The sequence below is a fragment of the Baaleninema sp. genome (assembly GCF_049974805.1).
GTDB lineage: Bacteria > Cyanobacteriota > Cyanobacteriia > Cyanobacteriales > Geitlerinemataceae > Baaleninema.
Map to the genome: position 1 here is coordinate 19,389 of NZ_JBNGCO010000003.1, position 20,613 is coordinate 40,001.

The following is a 20,613-nucleotide window of genomic DNA, read 5'->3' on the forward strand; positions in this document are numbered from 1 at the left end:
TGATACTGAACTTGTTCGGATTTTGACCCCTGTCACTTCCCGATTATACTCAAGTTTGATGAAGTTTCGTAAAGTTTGCGACCGTTTAGGGGCTGAAACCGCGTAATTTGGTGAATTTGACAAATCGCTCTCTCGAATTTGTTAACAGACGATCGCACGAGCAAAGCGATGGTTGGGCTGTTGTTTCTCTTAGGCTAGGGGCTTGAGAGAAGACCACTCCAGAATGATTTTTCCAAAGAGAGCTTCGAGGGCGATCGCTTGAGCTTCAGGCATTTGCCCGAAGGAAAACCCTACGGGAAGCGAAGGCGGTAGGTGTTGGATAAATTGCTCCTGAGTATAAGGACTACCATAGATCGAAATCCCTACGAGATCGCCAGTTTTTAATAATTTATTAAGCCAGCTCTGGGCGAGTTCCACGATCGCCCCACTGCTGCCAAAGGGATTTCCCCGCACGAAAACTTGTAGTATTGTAGGCTGCCCGGTTCCCGTTTCCGGCGGCTGTTGCGGTCCGTTGAGATCTACGAAATAAGGGCTAAACCCTTGTTGTTTGGGAAGTGCGATCGCAGGAGTATGATGTCCGAGGTAGGAACACCGCAACCAATCGTCTACGATAACGATGTTGTATCCAGAAGAGACAGGAGAGAGGGGTTTTCCGCAATGGCGTCGGGATGCTCGTAAAATCGATCGCGTGAGGTCGAGGGCGTCTGAAGTGGCGATGCGATCGAGATCCGTTCGAGGCGAAGTCTCAAAAGAGGACTGAGAAAAGACCTTCGTTTTCGCCTTGCCAATGCGATCGAGGGATTGGTGAATACGCTCGATCGCAATCCGTCCCGATTTGACCGCCTCGCATACCGCTTGAATTCCCCCTTCGGGATCGCTGGGCATCAAGACAATATCAGCCCCGGCTTCAATGGCTAAAATCGGGGCTTCGTTAGCATCGTAACGTTTGGCGATCGCCCCCATCACCAAAGCGTCCGTCACGATTAACCCCTCAAACCCCAGATTTCCCCGTAACTGTTCCGTTAAAATCCGTTTCGACATCGTAGCCGGATTGTCCGCATCCCACGCCGGAACCCGCAAATGAGCCGTCATCACCGCATCGACACCCGCCTCGATAGTGGCTTGAAAAGGGGGTAACTCGGTCTGGGAGAGGCGATCGCGATCGTGAGGAATCGTGGGAAGATGATAGTGAGAATCCACGCTCGTATCCCCGTGACCCGGAAAATGCTTCGCCGTCGCCAACACCGGAAACCGCTGCGTTCCCCGTAAAAACGCCGTCGCCAACGCCGATACCACCTCCGGCGTTTCGCCGAACGATCGCACGTTAATCACCGGATTGTCAGCATTGTTATTAACATCCACCACCGGGGCGAGAATCCAATTCAACCCCGTAGCGATCGCTTCTCGGGCCGTTATCGCCCCCATCCGTTCGGCGTATTCAACAGCCTTATCCCAATCCCGACGGGCGATGTCCGACAACGCCATCGGCGGCGGAAACCAAGTCGCCCCCGCAAATCGCTGACCCACCCCTTCCTCAATATCCGCACACAACAACAGGGGAACCTTCGCCCACTCCTGTAACTGCTGCGTTTTCAATCGCAACTCCGCCGCACTTCCATCGATCAGCAACACGCCGCCGAGTCCGAGTTCGCCAATCCACCGCTGTAGCGTTTGGCGGGGCGGTTCCCACGCCGGATAGCGAATTTGCGAATCGAACCAATGTCCCGACGCCCGAACGACGAACATTTGGGCGATTTGTTGTTGGAGGGGGAGGGTGTGGAAAGGCGGTAAAACGCTCATGAAGTAGAAGTGTCGAAGGCGGCGATCGCTCGCTGAAGTCTGTTGCCCGTTATTTTAACTTTTGAGGGGTTCACCGGAGCTATAAGTCCCGCGCTGTACCTGAAAGGTCAGCCTCGGGATACATGGACTCCCCGCGTCGATTGAGGGGTTCGATGCCCCGAAAATCGACACACTACTATCGGTTCTAACAGAGGGCGTAAATCTGTTAGAATATTATGAGTATGTTGAACTTGACCTACAGCTACCGAATCTATCCAGGACTTGACCAGGAAGCGCAAATGCTTGACTGGCTAGAGCAATGCCGTCGCGTGTATAACTACGCTTTGGCAGAGAGAAGGGACTGGATCGATTCGCGTAAATGTCCGGTCAATGCTTGCAGCATCAGACAAGAATACATCATCCCTGCTGACGCGCCCTATCCCGACTACTACAAACAACAGAAGGCGCTGACTGAAGCGAAAAAGAGGATTCCGGAACTCAAAACGGTTCATTCTCAAGTCTTGCAAGATGCTCTGAAGCGATTGGATAAGTCGTTCAAGTTCATGCAAGAGAGAGGGTTTGGATTTCCACGATTCAAAAAGTTCGGTCAGTACCGCTCTTTTGTATTTCCGCAGTTCAAGTCGAATCCAGTCAATGGGTTTGAGATAAAGCTGCCGAAGGTTGGATCTGTGTCCATCAACCTGCATCGACCGATTCCAGAGGGATTTGAGGTTAAGCAAGTTCGGGTCGTGTTCAAGCCGTCTGGATGGTACGCACAACTGATTCTGCAAGCCGATCTTTCCGTCCCTGATGTCATGCCTCATGGTGAACCCATCGGCATTGACTTGGGACTGGAGAAGTTCTTGTCTGTATCGACCGGAGAACTGGTAGAACGCCCTCGCTTTTTCGTGGATTTGCAAAGCAAGCTTCGATGGCTGCAACGCAAATTGAGAAACAAGAAAAAAGGTTCTGCTAATTACCGGAAGATTCAAACCAAGATTCGCAAACTGCATGAGCATATCTACAATGTTCGCCGCGAGTTCCACTTTCTGACCGCTCACAAACTTTGTGACAATGCTGGGATGATTTTTGCTGAGGATTTGAACCTCAAAGCAACCCGTCGCGGGATGTTGGCAAAACATTGCCTTGATGCTGCTTGGGGAAGTTTCCTGGACATCCTCAAGTGGGTCGCCTGGAAACGTGGAGTCTACTTGGCTAAGGTTGACCCCAATGGAACCAGTCAGACCTGCCCTCAGTGTGGGGCGCATACTGGGAAAAAAGAACTCAGTGAACGGGTGCATCATTGCGATGAATGTGGATATACAACTGACCGAGATATTGCTGCCGCGCAAGTGGTCATGCAACGAGGTCTTGTACTTGTAGCCGATGGACAGTCGGTGATACTGCCTGTGGAGGAAGGTTGCTTGGGAACCCCGATGAAGCAGGAAAACCCAACCGCGAGGAAGGGAAGCCTGCGCTCTACCCGTTAGGGTGAGCGTCGGGAGGATGTCACAATGAATTCAGATAAAACGAATTCAGATCGAACGAATTCAGACGAACCGACCCCCTTCCATTTGGACTCTCAACACCCAACCTCAACTCAGCGCCGCTTTTAACTGAGTCCAAACCTGTTTCAACCCCTCGCCGACCGGGTTCGGCGACACCTGACGCACCAGCAGTTCCCCCCGTCGCAAAGTGTCTACCACCACTGAACTGAGAGGAAGCCGCCCCAGAACCGCAATATTGCGATCGCCACAAAAGGCTTCGATTTCTTCAGTCATCTCTAAATTGAGGTCGAATTTGTTGATAACCACAAACGCCCGCGTGCGGAACTGTTCGACGAGTTGCACCACCCGTTTCAAATCCGCCAATCCCGAGACAGTCGGTTCGGTGACGATTAACACCGCGTCCGCCCCCCGTATCGAGGCGATGGTGGGACAGCCAATTCCCGGCGAACCGTCGACGATCGCCCACTGACTACCGTACTCCTTCGCCACCTGTGCCGCCACGCGCTTGACTTGCGTGACCAATTTACCAGAGTTTTCGCCCCCCGCTTTCAATCTCGCGTGAACCATCGGGGCGACTTCAGTTTCCGAAAAATAGAGGGTTCCGCTCTGTTGGGGAACCAGGTTCAACGCCCCCATGGGACATTTCACCACGCAGAGATTGCACCCTTCACATTTGATGGGATCGATCGATCCGTCTTTGGCGATGGCTTCGAACTCGCATAACACCCGACACAAACCGCAGTTAATGCAGCGATCGATCTGGCGAACCGCCACTTTTCCCCCGTAAAACGGCTCCTCTTCCAGAATTTGCGGTTTCAAAAGAATATGCAAGTTGGGAGCGTCCACGTCGCAATCGGCGAGGACAAAGTTTTCCGCGAGGGCGGCGAGGTTGGCGGTAACGGTGGTTTTCCCAGTTCCGCCTTTTCCGCTGATGACGACGACTTCTTTCATGGGACTTTTTTAAGACACTTTGACTGGGTGCGGCGATCGAATGCGGTTCCACAGTTCTCGAAAACGCGGTTTCCAACTCGGATAGCGATCGACAAAGGGAATCCCGCGAGAATAGAGTTCGGCGAAGCCGCGATCGAACGGAATTTTCAGTAAAATCGGAATCTCCTGTTCTCGAGCGTAGGCTTCCAGGGGCTTGTCCGCCTCCCCCTCCGAACGGTTGATGACGAGTCCCCAGGGTTTGTTCAACATGGCGATCGTCTCTACCGTCATCTGCAAATCGTGCAAGCCGAAAGGCGTCGGTTCCGCCACCAACAGACAAAAATCGCTGCTCTCGGCTACTTCCACCGCCGGACAAGCGGTTCCGGGGGGCGCGTCGAGAATGGCGATTTTGCGATCGTCGATATGCTGCATTAAGGCCCGAATCACCGGAACGGCGGATTCTTCCCCCACGAACAGTTCTCCTTGCCAAAACTCGATCCCCGAAACGTCGGCGTCCCACTGCAACAAGCCCACATCGCGATCGCTCTCAGAAATCGCGTTCGCCGTACAAACCTGCTTGCAACCGCCGCAACTGTGACAGGCTTCCGGGTAAACGACAATACGGCTACCCAATTTCGCCAAAGCGTTGAACTGGCAAAACTCCACGCAGGTTTGACAGAGCGTGCATTTTTCCGCGTCCACCACCGGAATCCGACGGCGAACCGGTTCAGAGCGATCGCCAAAATTCGGATGTAAAAACAGACGGGCGTTCGGTTCTTCCACATCCGCGTCGAACAGTTGCACTCCCCGTCCTACACCAGACAAGGAGAGGGCGAAATTCGTCGCGACAGTGGTTTTACCCGCCCCGCCTTTACCACTCAGTACCGCAATTTTTATCATTTCTCCCTCTCCTTATCTCCTCGTCAATGAGAATGTCCGCAACCTTCCGGGGAAAATTCGCTCAGTTCTCCAGCTTGAAAGGCCTCGATCGCCCCTTCGAGTCTCTCCCCCGTAAATTCAAAGGCGGTAATTCCCGCATCTTTTAACGCTTGAATGGCTTTCGGTCCCAAACGCGGGACGACCACCGCCTCGACCCCTGCATCGGCGATGGTTTGCACCGCTTTGATTCCGGCACCGCTGCCTTCTTGTCGAGCAGGATTCTCAATAAATTTCACGCTTTTGTCGTCCAGTTCCACCAGGGCGAAGTAAGTAGAACGACCGAAACTATCACCCATAGAGGCGTTGAGTCCGTCTTGACTGGCGACGGGAACGGCGATTTTCATGGCTATTTACAATTATTACTCGTTATTGTGTTTAATCACTATAAAGTTATTTATAATAAATGTCAATAAAATAAAAGTTAAAGCACGAGCCGTCTCTATCCCTGACAGGAAAAAGCGGAAAACTCGACAGTCATCGAGATTGGCGGGGAGTCGATCGAAACCCTGAAGGACTTAAGAAGTATTAATGCTTACGTAGTTTCACGGATTTTTGCGCCACCGCCCAAAAAGTTGCGCAAATCGGATAAGCGTTGCTGGAAAAACCGAGTATGCTAACAGATGACACCTCCAAACCTTACTTACAGAAGAGGGAGCAAAGCCCACGTCTTTTAAGCGTGGGACGAACGCGTTGAAGCTTTTAAGCTTCGATGCTAAAATCCGGATTGAGGTACAGGTAGCTAACCTCACAAAAAACCTGGCACCGAAAAGTGAGAACCTTGAAAACTGAAGTTTGGCGGTTCCGCGCGGAAAATAGCTCGTGTGGGTAAAAACTTCAAGCGTCAAGCACGGAGACTCAAATTTTTGGCACTCCACTGTACGGTAGGGCATACCGAAACAGGCATCCCCCCTTCGCCCCCCTTTCAAAGGGGGGTTGGGAGGATGCGAACGCTTGGGGAGATATTGGCCTCTGGGCATTTGACTTCCGAGGCAAATGTGTAAGCCAGATCGTTGAGCCAAGAATCCCACGAATTCTATTCGTGGGAGTGTCAATTACATCCAACCCGATCGAACCTAAGCGTTCTTATTTAACCGTTACGACCGTTTTAGATCCCCAAGTCCAGCGAGCTTGAAATTAACTTGAAATTAAGTTTTCCACAGGTTAGATGTCCTGTGTCACACGGGAAACTCTTTGACGAGTTTCCCGTTTTTGTGCTTATTGTTTTTTTATTCAATAAAACGAACCGATTTTCAGCCAGCCAGAGGCTTGACAAAGGCAGGAAACTCGGGGATTATAAAAATGTATTTTTAGATAATTGAAGTTTGTCAACTATATTGATTTTTTAGTCAACATCGCGAAAAATCTGGGATCGGGGGTTGACAAGGAGCGATAAAAGACAGAAAATGAAAATATTATTTTTAGATAATGGAGGTTTGTCAACTATATTGATTTTTTAGTCAACCCCGTGAGTCACCCCAATCGAGACCCATCGAGTCCGCCCCCTCAAACAGCCATCAATCAATAAACAACATCCGCAAAACCTCGGGGGTAAAGGGATTTTCCCCAGCTTCCAACATCTCGATCCAATTTTGCCGTTGAAAGCGTCGCGGTTCGTTCTCCGTGGCCTCTACAAAAGCTTGAAAATCCTCGATCGCCCCTTGCGTATCGCCCACCAACGCCCGCGCCAACCCCCGACTGTCGCGAATTTCAACATTATCCGGGTCGAGTTGGACTGCCCGTTCGCAGGCGTCGAGAACCGCCTCCGCCTCGCCCCAGAGACTGCCGTACCAACACAGAACGTTCCACGACTGCGCCCCGATAGTGAAAAAGGTGTGGAGGGTTTGAGCTTCCTCGTAGAGCGCCACCGCTTGGCGCACCTCACCGCGCATCACCAACCGTTCCCCTTCAGCCACTAACTCTCGAGGCGATCGCCGTCGGCTGAGGGAACTCGTCCCCGCTGTTGCCACCGTGGGCGGATTTTCGCACTGCGCCTTCGCGACCGCTGCCTCGACACCAATACCAAAAACGATCGATCCCGCCATCGCGTACCATCCGATTCGTCTCATCATCTCGTTAAAGTCGTGAACTCACACACACCGAAAAAATTACGGCGAACCGTTCGGACGTTCCCGAACCCATCGATCGATCTGCCGTTGCCAAACCCGTCGATCGCCCGAATTATCGAGAACGAGATCCGCCTGCTGACACTTGCGGTCTAAAGGCAGTTGCGCCTCAATACGCGATCGCGCCTCCTCTTCACTGTAACCGTTTCGCTGCCTCAACCGCCTCAGTTGTTCCTCCGGCGAACAGGCCACCACCCAAATCTCCGTCACCAAATCCGTCATCTTAGCTTCAAACAACAGCGGCACCACCAACACCACCGTCTCGTCGTGGCGATCGATCCCCTCCACAAACCGCTGGCGAACGAACGGGTGAATTTGACCCTCGAGCCATTTTCGCTCCGCCACGTCCTTAAAAATCACGTCTGCCAACCGAGATCGATCGAGAGTACCGTCCTCTTGTAAAATCTCCGATCCGTAGCGAGAGGCGATCGCCTCCAACACCGGAGACCCCGGCATCACCGCCTCCCGCGCACAAACGTCCGCATCCAGAACCGGCCAACCGTAAGTCTCCTGTAAAAACGCCGCCACAGTACTTTTCCCCGTCGCGATACCCCCCGTCAAACCAATTACGTGCTGCTGGCTCATCAAATCCCAACTATTCGTAAATAATGGCAATCGTATCGCCGAACTTCACGTTCAAGCGATCGCTGGCACTCGCGCGATCGGCGCCGATTTCGACCCAACCGTGACTGCCCACTAACGCCACCGTTCCTTCCGCCTTCGCGTCACTGTAAGTTTCCCCCTGGGGAATTTTCTGTCCGCCGATTTCCACCTGCCAACTTTTACCATCAACCCATTGAGCCGGAATGTTGGTAATCAAATTGCCAAAGCGATCGCAATACTGCACGCATCCCTCGATTTTGCCCTCCATCTTCTTCGCTTCCCCAATCGGCAACCGCACCAAACTTTCAGGATCGATGGGAGTCCCCAAGCGATCGACCCGAACCCCCGTCGCGATGTGGGCCCCCACCGGGGCAAAAATATCTCGGGCGTGAAACGTGCGACTGGGGCGATCGGTGCGCCAATACTTCCGTTCCGTCAGTTCCACCACCGACACCACCCGATGGCGACTCAACACGCCGTCGAAAATACCATTGTCGGGTCCGACGAGATAGCCGTCTTCCAACTGCACGGCGATCCCTCGTCTGGGAGTTCCCACCCCCGGATCGACAACCGCCACGTGAACCGTATCCTTGGGAAAATAGGGGTAAGCATTGGCCAAACAAAAGCGGGCGGCCGCCACGTCTTGGGGCGTAATATCGTGAGAAATATCGATCGCGGACACCGTGGGATCGACCTTGGCGATGACGCCTTTGAGAATACCCACATAACCGTCGCGCAACCCAAAATCCGTTAACAGAGTTAAATGTCGTCTAGAAAACATAAGACTTCTTCGATCGATCTCCGAAATGTTCGCGTATCCATTAAAACGTTAACGCTATTACAGTTCTTCGCCACCCAACTGCCTCGTCGCGTCCTTACCGACAACGCCGCTACAGAGTATCTCAGACCCTTCTCGGCGACAAAACCCCCCATCAACGGAACCTCTCAAGAAAACAAACCGCGTTTCCCATCCGGTAAGATGGTGCGCCAGTTCGTTTTCGCCGAGGCCAGTTGTTCCTGAGTCACCTTAGCGTTGGTGAGGTTCGCCCCGCAGAGGTTCGCCCCCGTGAGGTTGGCATAGGTTAAATAAGCATTCGTGAGGTCGGCGCCCCGCAAATCCGCCCCGGCCAGATTGCAATAACTCATAAACGCATCGCTGAGGTCCGCATCGCGGAGAACCGCATGGTTCATCCCCGTCTGACTGAGATCCGCTTTGTGGAGGTTCGCCCCGCGCAGATTCGTTTTCACCAACTTACTTTCATTAAAATTCGCCCCTTCCAAATTGAACCGTTGCAAGTCCGCCCCGCTTAAATTGCGATTGGCAAAATCGCGGCGTCCCTTAAAATAATCCGTTTTGAGTTCTTCGGCGGTGAGTTTTCCCCCTTGAGACCGACGGCTGCTTCCCTGAGAGCGGTTTGACGAAGACGCCGTAGTGCGATCGCCCATACGACTGCGAAAAGACCTGCGCTTCGAGCGATGCAAGCGAGTATCAGTGAGGTTAGTGGCGTCGAGGGGTTCGGTCGACCCGAAGTAGGTGGTCTCCTGTTTCTCCGGCGGTTGTTGCGTCACCTCCTCCACGGGTTCTACAGTCGGCGTAGGCGTTGCCGTGGTTTGAGGCGCCACCTCAACCGTTTCCTCGGCGATGGGTTGGTAGTGTAAATCCGCCAACACTTCCTCGGCACTTTGGTAGCGTTGCGCCAACACCGGTTGCAGCATTTTGTCCAAAACGTAAGCCAGATTGTCGCTGACCTGGACGCGATCGCGCCAACAAATACTTCCGGTTAGAGGATCGTACCCCAAACGGCGGGGCGATTTCCCCGTCAGCAAATACAAACAAGTGGCCGCGAGAGCGTAAATATCACTGGCGTAGACCGGGTGCATGGCCATCTGTTCCGGAGGCGCGAATCCCGGCGTTCCGATGGCGAAAGAGGTGTTAGGGGTGGGGTCGTCCGGGTCGAGGATAGCCGTGTGGCTTACCTCGTCTTTCACCGCCCCGAAATCGATGGCGACGAGGCGATTGTCGAGGCTGCGGCGAATGATGTTGGCGGGTTTGATGTCTCGGTGAATGACCGTTTGCGACTGGAAGTATTTCAGCAGTACGAGAACCTCATCGAGAACCGCCCGCACTTGAAACTCGTCGAAACAGCCGAAGCGCTTGACCTCCTGTTTGAGGGTCATGCCCTTGACGTACTCTTGAACCAGATAAAACTGTCCGTCTAACTCGAAATAGTCGAGGAGCGTCGGGACTTGCGGGTGGTTGCCAATTTTTCCCAGAGTCGTGGCTTCCCGCTCGAACAGCAGCCGAGCCCGTTCGATGGCGTTGGGATTGTTCGAGGCCACTCGCAGTTGTTTGATGGCGCAAATGGGATTACCCGGAAGCGCGACGTTACGCGCGGCGAACGTAGCGCCGAATCCACCTTGTCCGAGGACTTTGATAGCACAATAGCGCCCGTTTAGCAGTAAGGTAGAACCGCAACTGAGGCACTGCTCGTTAGAGTCGGGATTTTCGGGACTCGGACAGGCGGGATTGACGCAATAACGCATGAACGATGTCGGAATTCGAGGTGTTCGGAACGCGATCGATGCGGACGGGGACCTTTGACCCACAGTGAACCCCCGCCTCTCTTAATCATTATGTACGATCGCGTTCTTCGTCTCGGAGAAATCCAACGACCCCTCTCAAGAAGTTTGTAGCAACTCCTCCACCTCGAACGCGGCCGCCGGCCAAAACTCCGATCGATCAAACCGAGTTCCCGTCAAGTTCGCCCCGTGCAAGTTCGCCCCGAGGAGTTTGACCCCTTGCAAAATCGCATCGCTGAGGTTGGCCGCAGAAAGATCGGCATCCTTGAGATTCGCACCGTTGAGCTTGGCCGCACTGAGATCGACCCCAGACAGTTCGACCCCTTCCCAGTTGACGCCGTTGAGGTAGGCCCCGTGTAACTTCGCCCCCGCGAACCGCGCCTCGTCTAAAATCGCACCGCTCAACCGCGCACCGCTCAAGTTCGCCCAACGGAAATCCGCCCCTTCCAGATTGGCACCGCGTAGGTTGACCCCTGCCAGGTTCGCCCCCCGCAGGTTCGCCCCTTCCAGGTTCGCCCCCCGCAGGTTCGCCCCTTCCAGGTTGGCGCCGCTCAGCCAAGCCTGAGTTAAATTGGCCTTGACCGCGAACGCGCCCCGCAGGTTCGCTTTGGTGAGGTCGGTTTTCACTAATCGGCTGTCGCTGAGTTTGGCGTAACTCAAATCGGCCCAGTTCAGGCGAGCGCCGTTGAGGGTCGCTTTCGTTAAAAACGATCGCCCCAAATCGACGCCGATGAGATTGGCATCTGTAAAATCAACGGCAATTAAGGTCACGTGGTGTAAATCGGCGCCTTGTAGGTCTACACCGTCAAAACGAGTAGTTCCTGCTTCGTAGCTTCTGAGGAGGTTACTGACTTTCATCGGCTAGATCCCAGCAATCGGGAAAAACTTTCCATCCCAAGTTGGAAATTTTAGCGAATTTCGATCGTAGATCTAAAAAACTTCTTGAAATTGAAACAATAAGTCAAAAGACGCAATTTAAATTCACAATTCCTTCAGTGTTGACTCTCAACCGCAACCGAAGATTCCAACAGGTGCATCTCAAATCGGCAAATCGCCAGAAACCCGGTATCTCTAAGACAGGGGATACCCGAAACGGAGGATTTTCCAAATACCGGGTTTCTCGAAGTGGATATGTTGGCCTTCGTTAGAAATGCACCCATGGCAACCGACGATCGCGGCGTGTCTATCTGCTATTCTAGTGAAGTTCGAGCGCGATCGACGACCCGACCCTTAAACTTCAGTATTTTCCCTAGGGTCGAGCGCCGTTGAACCTATTTCGATTGGAGATTCGAGAGCGAGATGTTTTTAGTTCTCACGCGAGTCTTGCTCTGGCTGCTCGTTCTCGTCATAGCTTTTTACGTTTTCTTAAAAATCGTCCCAAAGGCGTACTTTACCTTTTTAGGCTCCTTGGCTGTGACGATTTTTATCGTGTTAGTGTGGTTCGATCCCAGCGATCGCACCGCCACCATTGCTTGGTCGATTTTATCGCTGCCGTTTCAACCCGTCGGCTTGATTTGGCTTTTGCTCGCCCAGTCCCTCAAAGGGATTAAAGGAGCAGCCATTTCCAGCACCGCTCGCAATCAAATTTATGCTGCCTTTGCCCTGTTTTGGTTGTTGAGTACCCCCGTGGTTTCCGAAGTTATCTATCAAAAATCCATCGAACGCAACGCCGTACAACTCCTCGAAACTACGGAAGGAGACACGGCCGATACGATCGTTCTCATCGCCCAACAAACCGTCGAGCCGCAAGTCCTCGATCGCCAACAAATTCAACTCAGCGGCAACGGAAATCTCATCGCCTATACCGCTCAACTGTATAACAACAGTGGCGCCAGTCGGGTGATTATCAGCGCCGGACAACGCTACGACTTTCCTCGAGAAGTCCAAGAAGACGAAACCAGCGAAGCGGAAGTCGTGCGCGATCTGTTGGTTCAACGGTTCGGCCTTCCCCAAGACCGTTTGATTGTCGAAGACACCGCTCAAAACTTGCGTCAAAGCGTTTTAGCTGTCTCGCAACTGATTGAAGACAACAATTTCGAACCGCGCCTGTTCGTCGTTACCTCAGCCTTGTCTCTCTATCGTGCCATTACCGCCTTTGCCGCAGAAGATATCGAAGTTATACCCCGACCGGGGGATTTCGTCACCTTCGAGCCGTCTAACCCCGACCGCCTCGATGTGACCTTGGCCTCGGTCGTTCCCAGCGCCAGAGGCTTGACCCTCTCTACCCAATTAGCGAACGAATATCTTACCACCCTCTATTACTTTTTACGGGGTTGGTTGGCTCCGGCCGAATTCGTCTGTTTGCAATGTCGCGAAAACGGATTGAAAACAGCTCCCTTCGTCGAATTCGAGCTGAAAATTGCCCCAAAAGAACCTTCCGGACAATTCACAAAAATTAACACCGATCTTCGGTGAAATTACCGAAAGTTGGCGGTAAGATAGGGGGAAAGAACCGTAACGCTGGATAAGTTCGTCGAGCCATCGACCGACCCAACCTCGTTCGAGCGATCGCCTTCTAGGGCCTCACCTCGCAGTTCGATCGCCGTTTCAAACGTGAAGTTTGGAAGCGATTGTGAAAGGCGAGGTCGAAATCCTCAAGCTACATCGCTGGATCGATCTCAGAACGAGTATCGGTTTTACCGCAACCCAGGCTAAGCGGTATTGCCGATTCCCACGACCCATCGTTAAAGCCATCGAAAATCAATCGGTTGGAGTGTCGCAATCCAGCTTGCGCTCTGATTTACAAGACTGTCTCGATCGCAGCTCACTCCTAACCCTCCCCTCGTACTCCCCGATCGACTCTTTCAGATGAAGGGAGCGATTTTCTGATGAGATTTTGGCTGTTTAGCCGCATCAGACCGAGAAAAAAACAGCTTGAGTTGAGAAATACTAACAAAATTGCAAAAAACTGCCCGCGACCAGTTTTCTTAGGTTATGGTTGGAAAAAAAGCACGACGCTCTGAAAACCGATTTAAGGTGAGTTTATGGATACCCTGGCCTACACTCAACTGCACTTAGCATACGAATCGGAAACGACGCCCACCGTTGTTTTCAAACCCAGCCTCGTAGCAGCTGCCCCCGTTGCCTTAGCGTTAGCGTTAGTCGCTGCCCCCCAACCGAAAGCCGAAGCCTCTTACGGTTGTTACACCGAAACCTATTACTACGAGTACGAATACTGCGATTATTCCTACGATCCCTGTTACGATCCCTGCTACGATCCCTGCTACTCCGAACCAGTCGCGCATGTCTCCGGATATGACTACTACTACGTCGTGGACATTCAAAACCGTCTGAAAGCCTTGGGATATTTCCCCTACGGCGTGAATTCCACGGGATATTACGGTCCGATCACCATTCAAGCGGTGAAGGATTTCCAATATGACTACGGCTTAGCAGTCGATGGCGTCGTCGGTCCAAATACCGATGCAGCCCTGTTCGGCTACGCTTGGCATCCCGAACCCAGCCACACTCAACCCGTATCCTATCCCGATACGGGGTTGACCTACGAAGAAACGGTTCGCCTACAAGAATACTTAGCTCAAGAACCGTACTATTACACCGGTCCCATCGATGGAATTTATGGTGTGGGAACCATGGCTGGCGTCGTGGAAGCTCAAAAACAACTGGGTTTGGAAGTCGAACCCTGGAATCCGACGCCGGTTCTGAACAAACTCAGCGAAATGTGGGCGAACGTCTAGTTCGATCGCGATTCGCCGGTCGAATCGGCTAGAACGAAGGCTCTCGATTCAACCCCGTTGGAACGCCGGATATCTCGACGAGTACCGCGTTTCGGCGGGGTTTTGAGATCTCGAAATCTGTCGGAGGATGCGATCGCGATCGCATCCTTTGGTGGATTTCGATCGATTTCTCCTTGAGGATGGCGTCACGGGAAACAGCGACGAATCTCTTGCCATGACGGAGACAGCGATCGCGGAAGCCGAGGGGATTTATACCTATTCTTAAAGTACAGATGAGTTGAGACGTTCCCCGATGCCAACCGACCCCCCGTCCCGCCCAACCCACCCCAACTCCCCCATCGACAGCAAAGCCATCCCCCAGTTTGAAGGCACGATCTATCGCCTCACCAATCCCACCCAAATTATCACCGAGCCCTCGAATATCGATCTCCATCGCAGCCTTCGATCGCTCGTCGTATCTCGCCATACCAGCGGCGGCTATCCCGTTATCCGCAAACTCAGCTAGGGAGACTTCAGCGCTTCAACCCCAACGGTGCGCCCAACCCTGAGATCGCACCCCTAACCGTTTTCTGCCCCACGTAGCCGACAAACTTCCCGACAATCTCCGAAAACTGCAAATCTCCCGCCAACAACCGCGCCGCGATGTGGGTTCCGTCGCGGCGTTGCACCACGTGACGATAAGACCAATGAGGAAAGCGGTAGAAAAACGCCGCCAGCCACCGCGCCGCATTGAAATTCGCTGCCACTTCCCCATGTAACCGTCGCGTGTAGCTCTCGGGACAGCCTTCAGCCAGGCAGTCAGCAGCAATAATACCGCTCTTGATGCCGTGCAGGATGCCGTCTCCAAAAAAGGGATTGACGAGTCCCGCCGCGTCCCCCACCAGGAGAACGCGCCCATCTGAACTGTGACGGGGTTCCTTGCCTTTCCAGAGGGGGAGGGGGTGAGCGTAGAACTTCAACGCCGAGCGATCGACCTCTAAAGCAAATCGATCGAAATAGCCGAAAATCGCCCGTTCCAACTCCTCCCGAAGCCTGCGATGGCTACCGCGTCCCCCCTGGGGGGGATGAAATACCCCAGCCCCCACATTTAAGCTCTCCCCCTTGGGAAAAATCCAGGCGTAGCCCCGGCGTACCGCCCCATATTCCAAATGTGCCACATCGGGACGCAAATCGCCGCCAGAGAGACTCCAGTCGTAAGGAAGCTCCACTTCCATCGCGATCGCCAACCGTCGCCGCTGCCGTAAAGACGCCGCTTTCGCTGCAATACCGTTGGCACCGTCAGCCCCGACAAGCCATCGCGCCCTTGCCGTAAACGTCTCTCGACGATCGCCCGTTGTCGAGGCGCGAACCGTCACCCCTCGCGCGTCCCGTTCGATCGATCGCACCGTCAACCCGTCCCGCAGTCGCGCCCCGCAGTCCACCGCTTGCCGTGCCAAAGCATTATCGAAATGCGGCCGCTGCACCATCGACAGAGACAAATCCCGAGGCGACTCCGGTAAATTGACCGATCCCCAATGCACCTCGCCGAAATTCCAAGTGTGGCACAACTGGCGCACCTGGGCTTCCACCACCGCCTTGAAGCTCGTCTCGGGCAACCAATCCCGCAACCAAGTTTCGACTTGTATCGGCATACCGCCGCCGCAAGGTTTGTGACGGGGCAACACCTGTTTTTCCAACAGCGCCACCCGCAACCCTGCCCGAGCCGCCCGAGCCGCCGTCGTCGCCCCAGAAGGCCCGGCACCACACACGATAACGTCGTAATCTAACACGATTTCCTAGGATTTTCAGTTTTCAATCTTATCTCACCAGACTGATGCAGAAACCCCGTTTTTGACGAGATTCCGTTAGATCGGCGCGAAGGTCGCCACAAAAAACCCGGTTTTTCCATCGAAAACTGCCTAACTCCTGCCTCAAAAAAACGCCGTCGCGGGCGCGAACGAGAGATTTTGGCTTTCCTAGCTTACCGGGATTTCCAACGATTCCTGACCTTTCCTTGGCAACGCCAACCGTTTCCCCGCCCAATTGTCAGGAGTTCAAAACCGTTCCGTTGACACCGGAGAAATCACGATTTGGGCGGCAGAAGACTTGCGTTTTTTGGCGATCTCTGGCAATATTTCGCTAGGATAGAAGCGTAAGCGTCAAATACATGCGGTGAATCCCATGACCCAAGCATTTAATCGATGCATACTTCTATTGAGTTAAAAGATCCATGGTTTTTTCTGTAATGGCTCTCCCCATGCCTTCAACGGGACGCTGCCAGGGGACGGTTAGTTTTGCTTCAACACTGTATCTCTGCCCGATTTTGGATCTACTCCTGGCCGAAGTGCCAGTCGCGCTCCATCCCGAACTGCGGCTCGGTTTGCAAGAAGCTTTAGTCAACGCCGCCAAACACGGAAACCAACTCGACCCCGGAAAGACGATTACCGTCGAATTTTCCTTTTCTAAAGATATCTATTGGTGGACGATTTCCGATCGCGGCAACGAAGCCTTTAAGCCAGAAGCCTGTTGCTGTGCCAGTGCTGAGGAACACAGCCTCCCCGACGACACTTCCGAGTGCGGTCGGGGATTGTATATTTTGAACCAAATTTTCGATCGCGTCGAATGGACGCCTCAAAAGCGGCAACTCCGCCTCGGAAAACTTGTACCTCGGAACCCTCGCCGCCTGAAATCCTAATCCGCTGACTTACACAGTTTCCGACGCAGTGTCCGAGGCTTCTGAAGGAGCGTTAGCGGGGGATTTCGTACCGTGTTGCGGACAGGGAGGCGCGGAGATAGATCGATCGAGCCAACCCACCGCCTGTTGAAGTCGCGGCAAGGCTTCTTCAGGAGCGTCTTTGAGCAAAAAGACCAACGCCGCCGCCAATTGTTCCCGAGCGCGAACCGAACGGTTCGATTTCAGACGGTGCCAGTCTCGCTCGGACAGTGCCAGACGTTCGGCTAACGCTTGCGCCAGTTCCAAAGCCTCGAACTGACGGAGTTCGGCCAGACGGGGATCGCCGCCGAGAGGAGAAGTTGCCGAGTCAGAAGTCGTAGAAAACATCGATCGAGTCACAATAATTGCGGGGCAAAACGCCGGTAGACTACAACAGAGGCGATCGCACGCCAGAGCTTTTTTCACTGTAATCCTTTCTCCCCTCTCTGTCAGCCATCTGCCCATGACCTCACCGACCGATCCCGACGACGAAACCGACCTCGATCGCTCCCTAGAAGACCTCCAAGCCGCCTTGAGCCAACTCAAGCTGCGTCACGCCCAAGTCCAGCGCGATCGAGAGCGACGCCAACAACTCAAAGCCGAACTGCAACGGCTCAGCCAACAACTCGAACAGGTCGAACTTCGTCTCGAAAGCCAACTGTTCTCCTGGCGGGAAGTGCGAGAACCCTTCTGGCAAGCCGTGCGCTTCCTGGGCTTGGGGGTTGTTGTAGGCTGGATATTGAAGTCATGTGCTGGCTGAAACAGCCCATCGAACCCGTTTCCCCCTATGGAACAGCGAAGAATTATTCAGATTTTGCGTCACGGCGTTCCCGACGAAACCGTTCGCGTGCGCGGTTGGGTGCGAACCAAGCGGGAACTCAAACAGTTCGCCTTTGTCGAAGTCAACGACGGCTCCTCCCTGGCGAACTTACAAGTGGTTCTCGATCCCGAACTCCCCGATTACGAATCACTCCTCAAGAGTCTCAATACCGGGGCGTCCCTAGAAGTATCCGGAACCCTGGTCGAATCCCCCGCCAAAGGTCAGCGCATCGAACTGAAAGCCGAGACGGTGACGGTGTGCGGCGAAGTGGACAGCGAAACCTATCCCCTCCAGAAAAAGCGCCATTCCTTTGAATTTCTGCGAACCATCGCCCATCTGCGATCGCGCACCAACACCCTCGGCGCCGTCTTTCGCGTCCGGAACGCCGCCTCCGACGCCATCCATCGATTTTTCCAAGAACGGGGCTTCCTGTGGATTCACACCCCCATCCTCACCGCCAGCGACTGCGAAGGAGCCGGCGAACTGCTGTCGGTCACTCATTTCGACCTGGCCGACGTTCCCCGAACCAACAGCCAAACCGTCGATTACAGCCAGGATTTCTTCGGAAAACCCGCCTATTTGACCGTCAGCGGCCAACTCGAAGCCGAAGTGATGGCGATGGCGTTCGGGAACGTTTACACCTTCGGTCCGACGTTTCGGGCAGAGAATTCCAACACCTCTCGCCATTTGGCGGAATTTTGGATGATCGAGCCAGAAATGGCCTTTTGCGACCTCGCTGGCGACATGGATTTAGCCGAAGATTTCCTCAAATACCTGTTTAAATCCGTGTTAGAAGCCTGTCCCGAGGACATGGAATTCTTCAACAAACGCATCGACTCGGGGGTGCTAGAACGGGCAGAGAACATCCTTAAAAACCAGTTCGAGCGGGTTACGTATACCCAGGCGATCGAACGGTTGGAAAAAGCCGATCGCACCTTCGAGTTTCCCGTAGAATGGGGCGTAGACTTACAATCGGAACACGAACGCTATCTCGCCGAAGAACTCTTTAAAAAACCCATTATCGTCTACGATTATCCACGGGAAATTAAAGCCTTTTACATGCGGCTCAACGAGGACGAAAAAACCGTTGCCGCCATGGACGTCTTGGTTCCCAAAATTGGAGAAATCATTGGTGGGTCGCAGCGGGAAGAACGATTAGACGTACTGGAACGGCGAATTCTCGAAAGTGGATTGCACCGGGAAGATTACTGGTGGTATCTTGACTTACGACGGTACGGAACCGTACCTCACGCCGGGTTTGGCTTGGGCTTCGAGCGATTGGTTCAATTTATGACGGGCATGGCTAACATTCGCGATGTCATTCCTTTTCCTCGCGCTCCCTTAAGTATCGATTTTTAATCTCGATTGTTACGCTCGATGTTTAAAGTTCGATACTTTACCCTCCATCGCTAGGGGGTCTGACCCCTCACGACGGAGGGACAAAAGGTTCCGTGAAAATGCCATTGCTCGAAGGTAAATAACTGCGATAGACTGACTGCGGATACGCAGTCGGCCAAATCGTTCGCCAATCGCGCGATACTTCGGTTCGCTCGCCCCGATCGCGTCCCGGGTTCCCCGAATCTCTGTGTAGTGAAAGCGAGTCGAAACAAACAGACCGCTTTGTTAGAAGTGCTTCGTTCTGCCCGCGCACGCCTGACTCCGAGCCGAAATCAAACTGTGCGTTCGGGCGAGCGACGCTACCTTAAGTCCCGAACGACTAATCATGACTGGCAACTCTCCTCCCAAGACGAGTAACGATAGTGCGACGCGCACGATTGCCAACCCGCGCAAAGCGATCGAATATCTCGTTGCCAAGAAAACCTCCGGGTGCATCACTGTCAGCGATCCCGACGATCGCACGGTACGCTGGCAACTGTTTTTACGGGGCGGACAACTGACCTACGCCACCAGCACCGGCCGGAAAACCGAACGGTTGCAATGTTTGATGCGAACCGTACAACCGACCCTCGCCAAACGAGAATTTACCGACGAGCGCAACGAATATCCTGAAATCTGCCAGTGGTGGCACGGCAAAGGGCTTCCCATGTCCAAACTGCGACAGTTGCTCATGCGGCTGAGTTTGGAAGGCTTAGTTCACATTTTTGCCCTCTCCAAAGCCCCCATCGAATTCGAGAAAGGGGCGAAAGTCGATCCCGTTTTAATCGAAACGCCCCTCACTGACATTCCCGCTCCCCTGTGGCAGATGGCGCTCCAGTGGCAACAGTGGCGTCAAACCCTACCTTCGCCCTTCGCGCGGTTGTATTTATCCCAAGAACGGGAAGCGGACTTTTTAGAACTCTCGAAACAGCATCCGTTTCCCTTGAAATCCGAACGCGATCCCCAACAGGTGGCCAAAGCCACAGCGCAAGTTCTCCGTAAAAAGCTTTCGGTGTATCGCACGGCCACGTTACTGAAAACCTCAGTACAAAATCTCGTCACCTGGGTTCAACCGTTCGTGGCGGAAGGAATTCTCGTGACCCTGGCCGACAGTCCGTCAGGCAGCAACGATTCCCCAGAAACAGACGAAGCGAAACCGGAAGTCCGGCCGGTGGTGGCCTGTATCGACGATAGCAAAACCGTGCAGAAACAGGTGCGGGGAATTTTAGAAATGTCCGGGTACGAGGTTTTGGGAATCACCGAACCGGCTCAGGCGTTGACGGCCTTGGTGCGACAGAAACCCGCTGTCATTTTAATGGACGTGAATATGCCCGATATCGACGGGTACGAGCTGTGTAGTATGCTGCGGCAGTCGCGACAACTGCGGGACATTCCGATTATCATGCTCACCGGTCGCGACGGCATTCTCGATCGCATTCGCGCCAAAACCTTGGGGGTGAATTACTACTTAACGAAGCCCTTTCATCCGGCGCACCTCGTCGAATCCATCGGCAAAGTCCTGCAAAACATTCCGATCGACGCTTAAGGCGAGAAGACGCCTAAC

20 protein-coding genes are annotated in these 20,613 nt (G+C 53.6%); 9 read left to right on the plus strand and 11 right to left on the minus strand.

Annotated elements, in window-relative coordinates; all coding sequences use genetic code 11:
* Positions 1 to 189: 189 nt before the first annotated feature.
* Positions 190 to 1,800 carry a glycoside hydrolase family 3 N-terminal domain-containing protein gene (locus tag ACP5D4_RS01095; RefSeq protein ID WP_428009768.1) on the minus strand — a complete coding sequence of 537 codons (1,611 nt, stop codon included), beginning with the start codon at positions 1,798 to 1,800 and terminating at the stop codon, positions 190 to 192.
* Between the two features lie 221 nt (positions 1,801 to 2,021).
* On the opposite strand from ACP5D4_RS01095, the gene ACP5D4_RS01100 reads away from it, so the two are divergent.
* Positions 2,022 to 3,269, plus strand: a complete 1,248-nt coding sequence (locus ACP5D4_RS01100) for an RNA-guided endonuclease InsQ/TnpB family protein (protein WP_428009769.1) — start codon at positions 2,022 to 2,024, stop codon at positions 3,267 to 3,269.
* Between the two features lie 105 nt (positions 3,270 to 3,374).
* On the opposite strand, the gene ACP5D4_RS01105 is transcribed toward ACP5D4_RS01100, so the two are convergent.
* The 8 genes from ACP5D4_RS01105 to ACP5D4_RS01140 all read right to left on the minus strand — a co-directional run bounded on the left by ACP5D4_RS01105 (position 3,375) and on the right by ACP5D4_RS01140 (position 11,320).
* The gene (locus ACP5D4_RS01105; RefSeq protein WP_428009770.1) at positions 3,375 to 4,238 is read right to left on the minus strand and encodes an ATP-binding protein; all 864 of its coding nucleotides are present in this window, start codon (positions 4,236 to 4,238) and stop codon (positions 3,375 to 3,377) included.
* Positions 4,239 to 4,247: 9 nt separating this feature from the next.
* The gene (locus ACP5D4_RS01110; RefSeq protein WP_428009771.1) at positions 4,248 to 5,117 is read right to left on the minus strand and encodes an ATP-binding protein; all 870 of its coding nucleotides are present in this window, start codon (positions 5,115 to 5,117) and stop codon (positions 4,248 to 4,250) included.
* A 23-nt stretch (positions 5,118 to 5,140) separates the two neighbouring features.
* Positions 5,141 to 5,500: a NifB/NifX family molybdenum-iron cluster-binding protein gene (locus ACP5D4_RS01115; RefSeq protein ID WP_428009772.1), complete on the minus strand. Its 360-nt coding sequence runs from the start codon at positions 5,498 to 5,500 to the stop codon at positions 5,141 to 5,143.
* A 1,170-nt stretch (positions 5,501 to 6,670) separates the two neighbouring features.
* Positions 6,671 to 7,225: a tetratricopeptide repeat protein gene (locus ACP5D4_RS01120; RefSeq protein ID WP_428009773.1), complete on the minus strand. Its 555-nt coding sequence runs from the start codon at positions 7,223 to 7,225 to the stop codon at positions 6,671 to 6,673.
* 36 nt (positions 7,226 to 7,261) lie between these two features.
* The gene (coaE, locus tag ACP5D4_RS01125; RefSeq protein WP_428009774.1) at positions 7,262 to 7,864 is read right to left on the minus strand and encodes a dephospho-CoA kinase; all 603 of its coding nucleotides are present in this window, start codon (positions 7,862 to 7,864) and stop codon (positions 7,262 to 7,264) included.
* Positions 7,865 to 7,874: 10 nt separating this feature from the next.
* Positions 7,875 to 8,663 carry an SAM hydrolase/SAM-dependent halogenase family protein gene (locus ACP5D4_RS01130; protein WP_428009775.1) on the minus strand — a complete coding sequence of 263 codons (789 nt, stop codon included), beginning with the start codon at positions 8,661 to 8,663 and terminating at the stop codon, positions 7,875 to 7,877.
* Between the two features lie 164 nt (positions 8,664 to 8,827).
* Positions 8,828 to 10,426 carry a protein kinase domain-containing protein gene (locus tag ACP5D4_RS01135; protein WP_428009776.1) on the minus strand — a complete coding sequence of 533 codons (1,599 nt, stop codon included), beginning with the start codon at positions 10,424 to 10,426 and terminating at the stop codon, positions 8,828 to 8,830.
* 135 nt (positions 10,427 to 10,561) lie between these two features.
* The gene (locus ACP5D4_RS01140) at positions 10,562 to 11,320 is read right to left on the minus strand and encodes a pentapeptide repeat-containing protein (RefSeq protein WP_428009777.1); all 759 of its coding nucleotides are present in this window, start codon (positions 11,318 to 11,320) and stop codon (positions 10,562 to 10,564) included.
* Between the two features lie 441 nt (positions 11,321 to 11,761).
* Between ACP5D4_RS01140 and ACP5D4_RS01145 the strand changes: the two genes are divergently transcribed.
* The 4 genes from ACP5D4_RS01145 (at position 11,762) to ACP5D4_RS01160 (ending at position 14,665) form a co-directional block, all read left to right on the plus strand.
* Positions 11,762 to 12,877: a YdcF family protein gene (locus ACP5D4_RS01145; protein WP_428009778.1), complete on the plus strand. Its 1,116-nt coding sequence runs from the start codon at positions 11,762 to 11,764 to the stop codon at positions 12,875 to 12,877.
* Between the two features lie 569 nt (positions 12,878 to 13,446).
* Complete coding sequence (locus ACP5D4_RS01150; protein ID WP_428009779.1) at positions 13,447 to 14,160, plus strand: peptidoglycan-binding domain-containing protein; 714 nt, start codon at positions 13,447 to 13,449, stop codon at positions 14,158 to 14,160.
* 127 nt (positions 14,161 to 14,287) lie between these two features.
* A complete protein-coding gene (locus ACP5D4_RS01155) occupies positions 14,288 to 14,425 on the plus strand; it encodes a hypothetical protein (protein ID WP_428009780.1) in 138 nt (45 codons plus the stop codon).
* 27 nt (positions 14,426 to 14,452) lie between these two features.
* Positions 14,453 to 14,665 (plus strand): hypothetical protein, encoded by a 213-nt coding sequence (locus tag ACP5D4_RS01160; protein ID WP_428009781.1) that lies wholly within the window; start codon positions 14,453 to 14,455, stop codon positions 14,663 to 14,665.
* Positions 14,666 to 14,672: 7 nt separating this feature from the next.
* Here ACP5D4_RS01160 and ACP5D4_RS01165 read toward each other — a convergent pair whose 3' ends face one another.
* The gene (locus tag ACP5D4_RS01165; RefSeq protein ID WP_428009782.1) at positions 14,673 to 15,929 is read right to left on the minus strand and encodes a geranylgeranyl reductase family protein; all 1,257 of its coding nucleotides are present in this window, start codon (positions 15,927 to 15,929) and stop codon (positions 14,673 to 14,675) included.
* 440 nt (positions 15,930 to 16,369) lie between these two features.
* Between ACP5D4_RS01165 and ACP5D4_RS01170 the strand changes: the two genes are divergently transcribed.
* Positions 16,370 to 16,834 (plus strand): ATP-binding protein, encoded by a 465-nt coding sequence (locus ACP5D4_RS01170; RefSeq protein WP_428009783.1) that lies wholly within the window; start codon positions 16,370 to 16,372, stop codon positions 16,832 to 16,834.
* A gap of 9 nt (positions 16,835 to 16,843) precedes the next feature.
* On the opposite strand, the gene ACP5D4_RS01175 is transcribed toward ACP5D4_RS01170, so the two are convergent.
* A complete protein-coding gene (locus ACP5D4_RS01175; RefSeq protein ID WP_428009784.1) occupies positions 16,844 to 17,200 on the minus strand; it encodes a DUF6439 family protein in 357 nt (118 codons plus the stop codon).
* A 115-nt stretch (positions 17,201 to 17,315) separates the two neighbouring features.
* Here ACP5D4_RS01175 and ACP5D4_RS01180 point away from each other — a divergent pair, with 115 nt between their 5' ends.
* From ACP5D4_RS01180 to ACP5D4_RS01190, 3 genes are all read left to right on the plus strand, one after another.
* Positions 17,316 to 17,612: a hypothetical protein gene (locus tag ACP5D4_RS01180; protein ID WP_428009785.1), complete on the plus strand. Its 297-nt coding sequence runs from the start codon at positions 17,316 to 17,318 to the stop codon at positions 17,610 to 17,612.
* 27 nt (positions 17,613 to 17,639) lie between these two features.
* The gene (asnS, locus tag ACP5D4_RS01185) at positions 17,640 to 19,031 is read left to right on the plus strand and encodes an asparagine--tRNA ligase (RefSeq protein ID WP_428009786.1); all 1,392 of its coding nucleotides are present in this window, start codon (positions 17,640 to 17,642) and stop codon (positions 19,029 to 19,031) included.
* A gap of 364 nt (positions 19,032 to 19,395) precedes the next feature.
* Complete coding sequence (locus ACP5D4_RS01190; protein ID WP_428009787.1) at positions 19,396 to 20,595, plus strand: response regulator; 1,200 nt, start codon at positions 19,396 to 19,398, stop codon at positions 20,593 to 20,595.
* The last annotated feature ends 18 nt before the right edge of the window (positions 20,596 to 20,613 follow it).

Bases quoted from the DNA above. Each gene is read 5' to 3' on its own strand.
- ACP5D4_RS01095 (WP_428009768.1), bottom strand. From the start codon at position 1,800: ATGAGCGTTTTACCGCCTTTCCACACCCTCCCCCTCCAACAACAAATC.
- ACP5D4_RS01100 (WP_428009769.1), top strand. From the start codon at position 2,022: ATGTTGAACTTGACCTACAGCTACCGAATCTATCCAGGACTTGACCAG.
- ACP5D4_RS01105 (WP_428009770.1), bottom strand. From the start codon at position 4,238: ATGAAAGAAGTCGTCGTCATCAGCGGAAAAGGCGGAACTGGGAAAACC.
- ACP5D4_RS01110 (WP_428009771.1), bottom strand. From the start codon at position 5,117: ATGATAAAAATTGCGGTACTGAGTGGTAAAGGCGGGGCGGGTAAAACC.
- ACP5D4_RS01115 (WP_428009772.1), bottom strand. From the start codon at position 5,500: ATGAAAATCGCCGTTCCCGTCGCCAGTCAAGACGGACTCAACGCCTCT.
- ACP5D4_RS01120 (WP_428009773.1), bottom strand. From the start codon at position 7,225: ATGATGAGACGAATCGGATGGTACGCGATGGCGGGATCGATCGTTTTT.
- coaE (WP_428009774.1), bottom strand. From the start codon at position 7,864: ATGAGCCAGCAGCACGTAATTGGTTTGACGGGGGGTATCGCGACGGGG.
- ACP5D4_RS01130 (WP_428009775.1), bottom strand. From the start codon at position 8,663: ATGTTTTCTAGACGACATTTAACTCTGTTAACGGATTTTGGGTTGCGC.
- ACP5D4_RS01135 (WP_428009776.1), bottom strand. From the start codon at position 10,426: ATGCGTTATTGCGTCAATCCCGCCTGTCCGAGTCCCGAAAATCCCGAC.
- ACP5D4_RS01140 (WP_428009777.1), bottom strand. From the start codon at position 11,320: ATGAAAGTCAGTAACCTCCTCAGAAGCTACGAAGCAGGAACTACTCGT.
- ACP5D4_RS01145 (WP_428009778.1), top strand. From the start codon at position 11,762: ATGTTTTTAGTTCTCACGCGAGTCTTGCTCTGGCTGCTCGTTCTCGTC.
- ACP5D4_RS01150 (WP_428009779.1), top strand. From the start codon at position 13,447: ATGGATACCCTGGCCTACACTCAACTGCACTTAGCATACGAATCGGAA.
- ACP5D4_RS01155 (WP_428009780.1), top strand. From the start codon at position 14,288: ATGCGATCGCGATCGCATCCTTTGGTGGATTTCGATCGATTTCTCCTT.
- ACP5D4_RS01160 (WP_428009781.1), top strand. From the start codon at position 14,453: ATGCCAACCGACCCCCCGTCCCGCCCAACCCACCCCAACTCCCCCATC.
- ACP5D4_RS01170 (WP_428009783.1), top strand. From the start codon at position 16,370: ATGGTTTTTTCTGTAATGGCTCTCCCCATGCCTTCAACGGGACGCTGC.
- ACP5D4_RS01175 (WP_428009784.1), bottom strand. From the start codon at position 17,200: ATGTTTTCTACGACTTCTGACTCGGCAACTTCTCCTCTCGGCGGCGAT.
- ACP5D4_RS01180 (WP_428009785.1), top strand. From the start codon at position 17,316: ATGACCTCACCGACCGATCCCGACGACGAAACCGACCTCGATCGCTCC.
- asnS (WP_428009786.1), top strand. From the start codon at position 17,640: ATGGAACAGCGAAGAATTATTCAGATTTTGCGTCACGGCGTTCCCGAC.
- ACP5D4_RS01190 (WP_428009787.1), top strand. From the start codon at position 19,396: ATGACTGGCAACTCTCCTCCCAAGACGAGTAACGATAGTGCGACGCGC.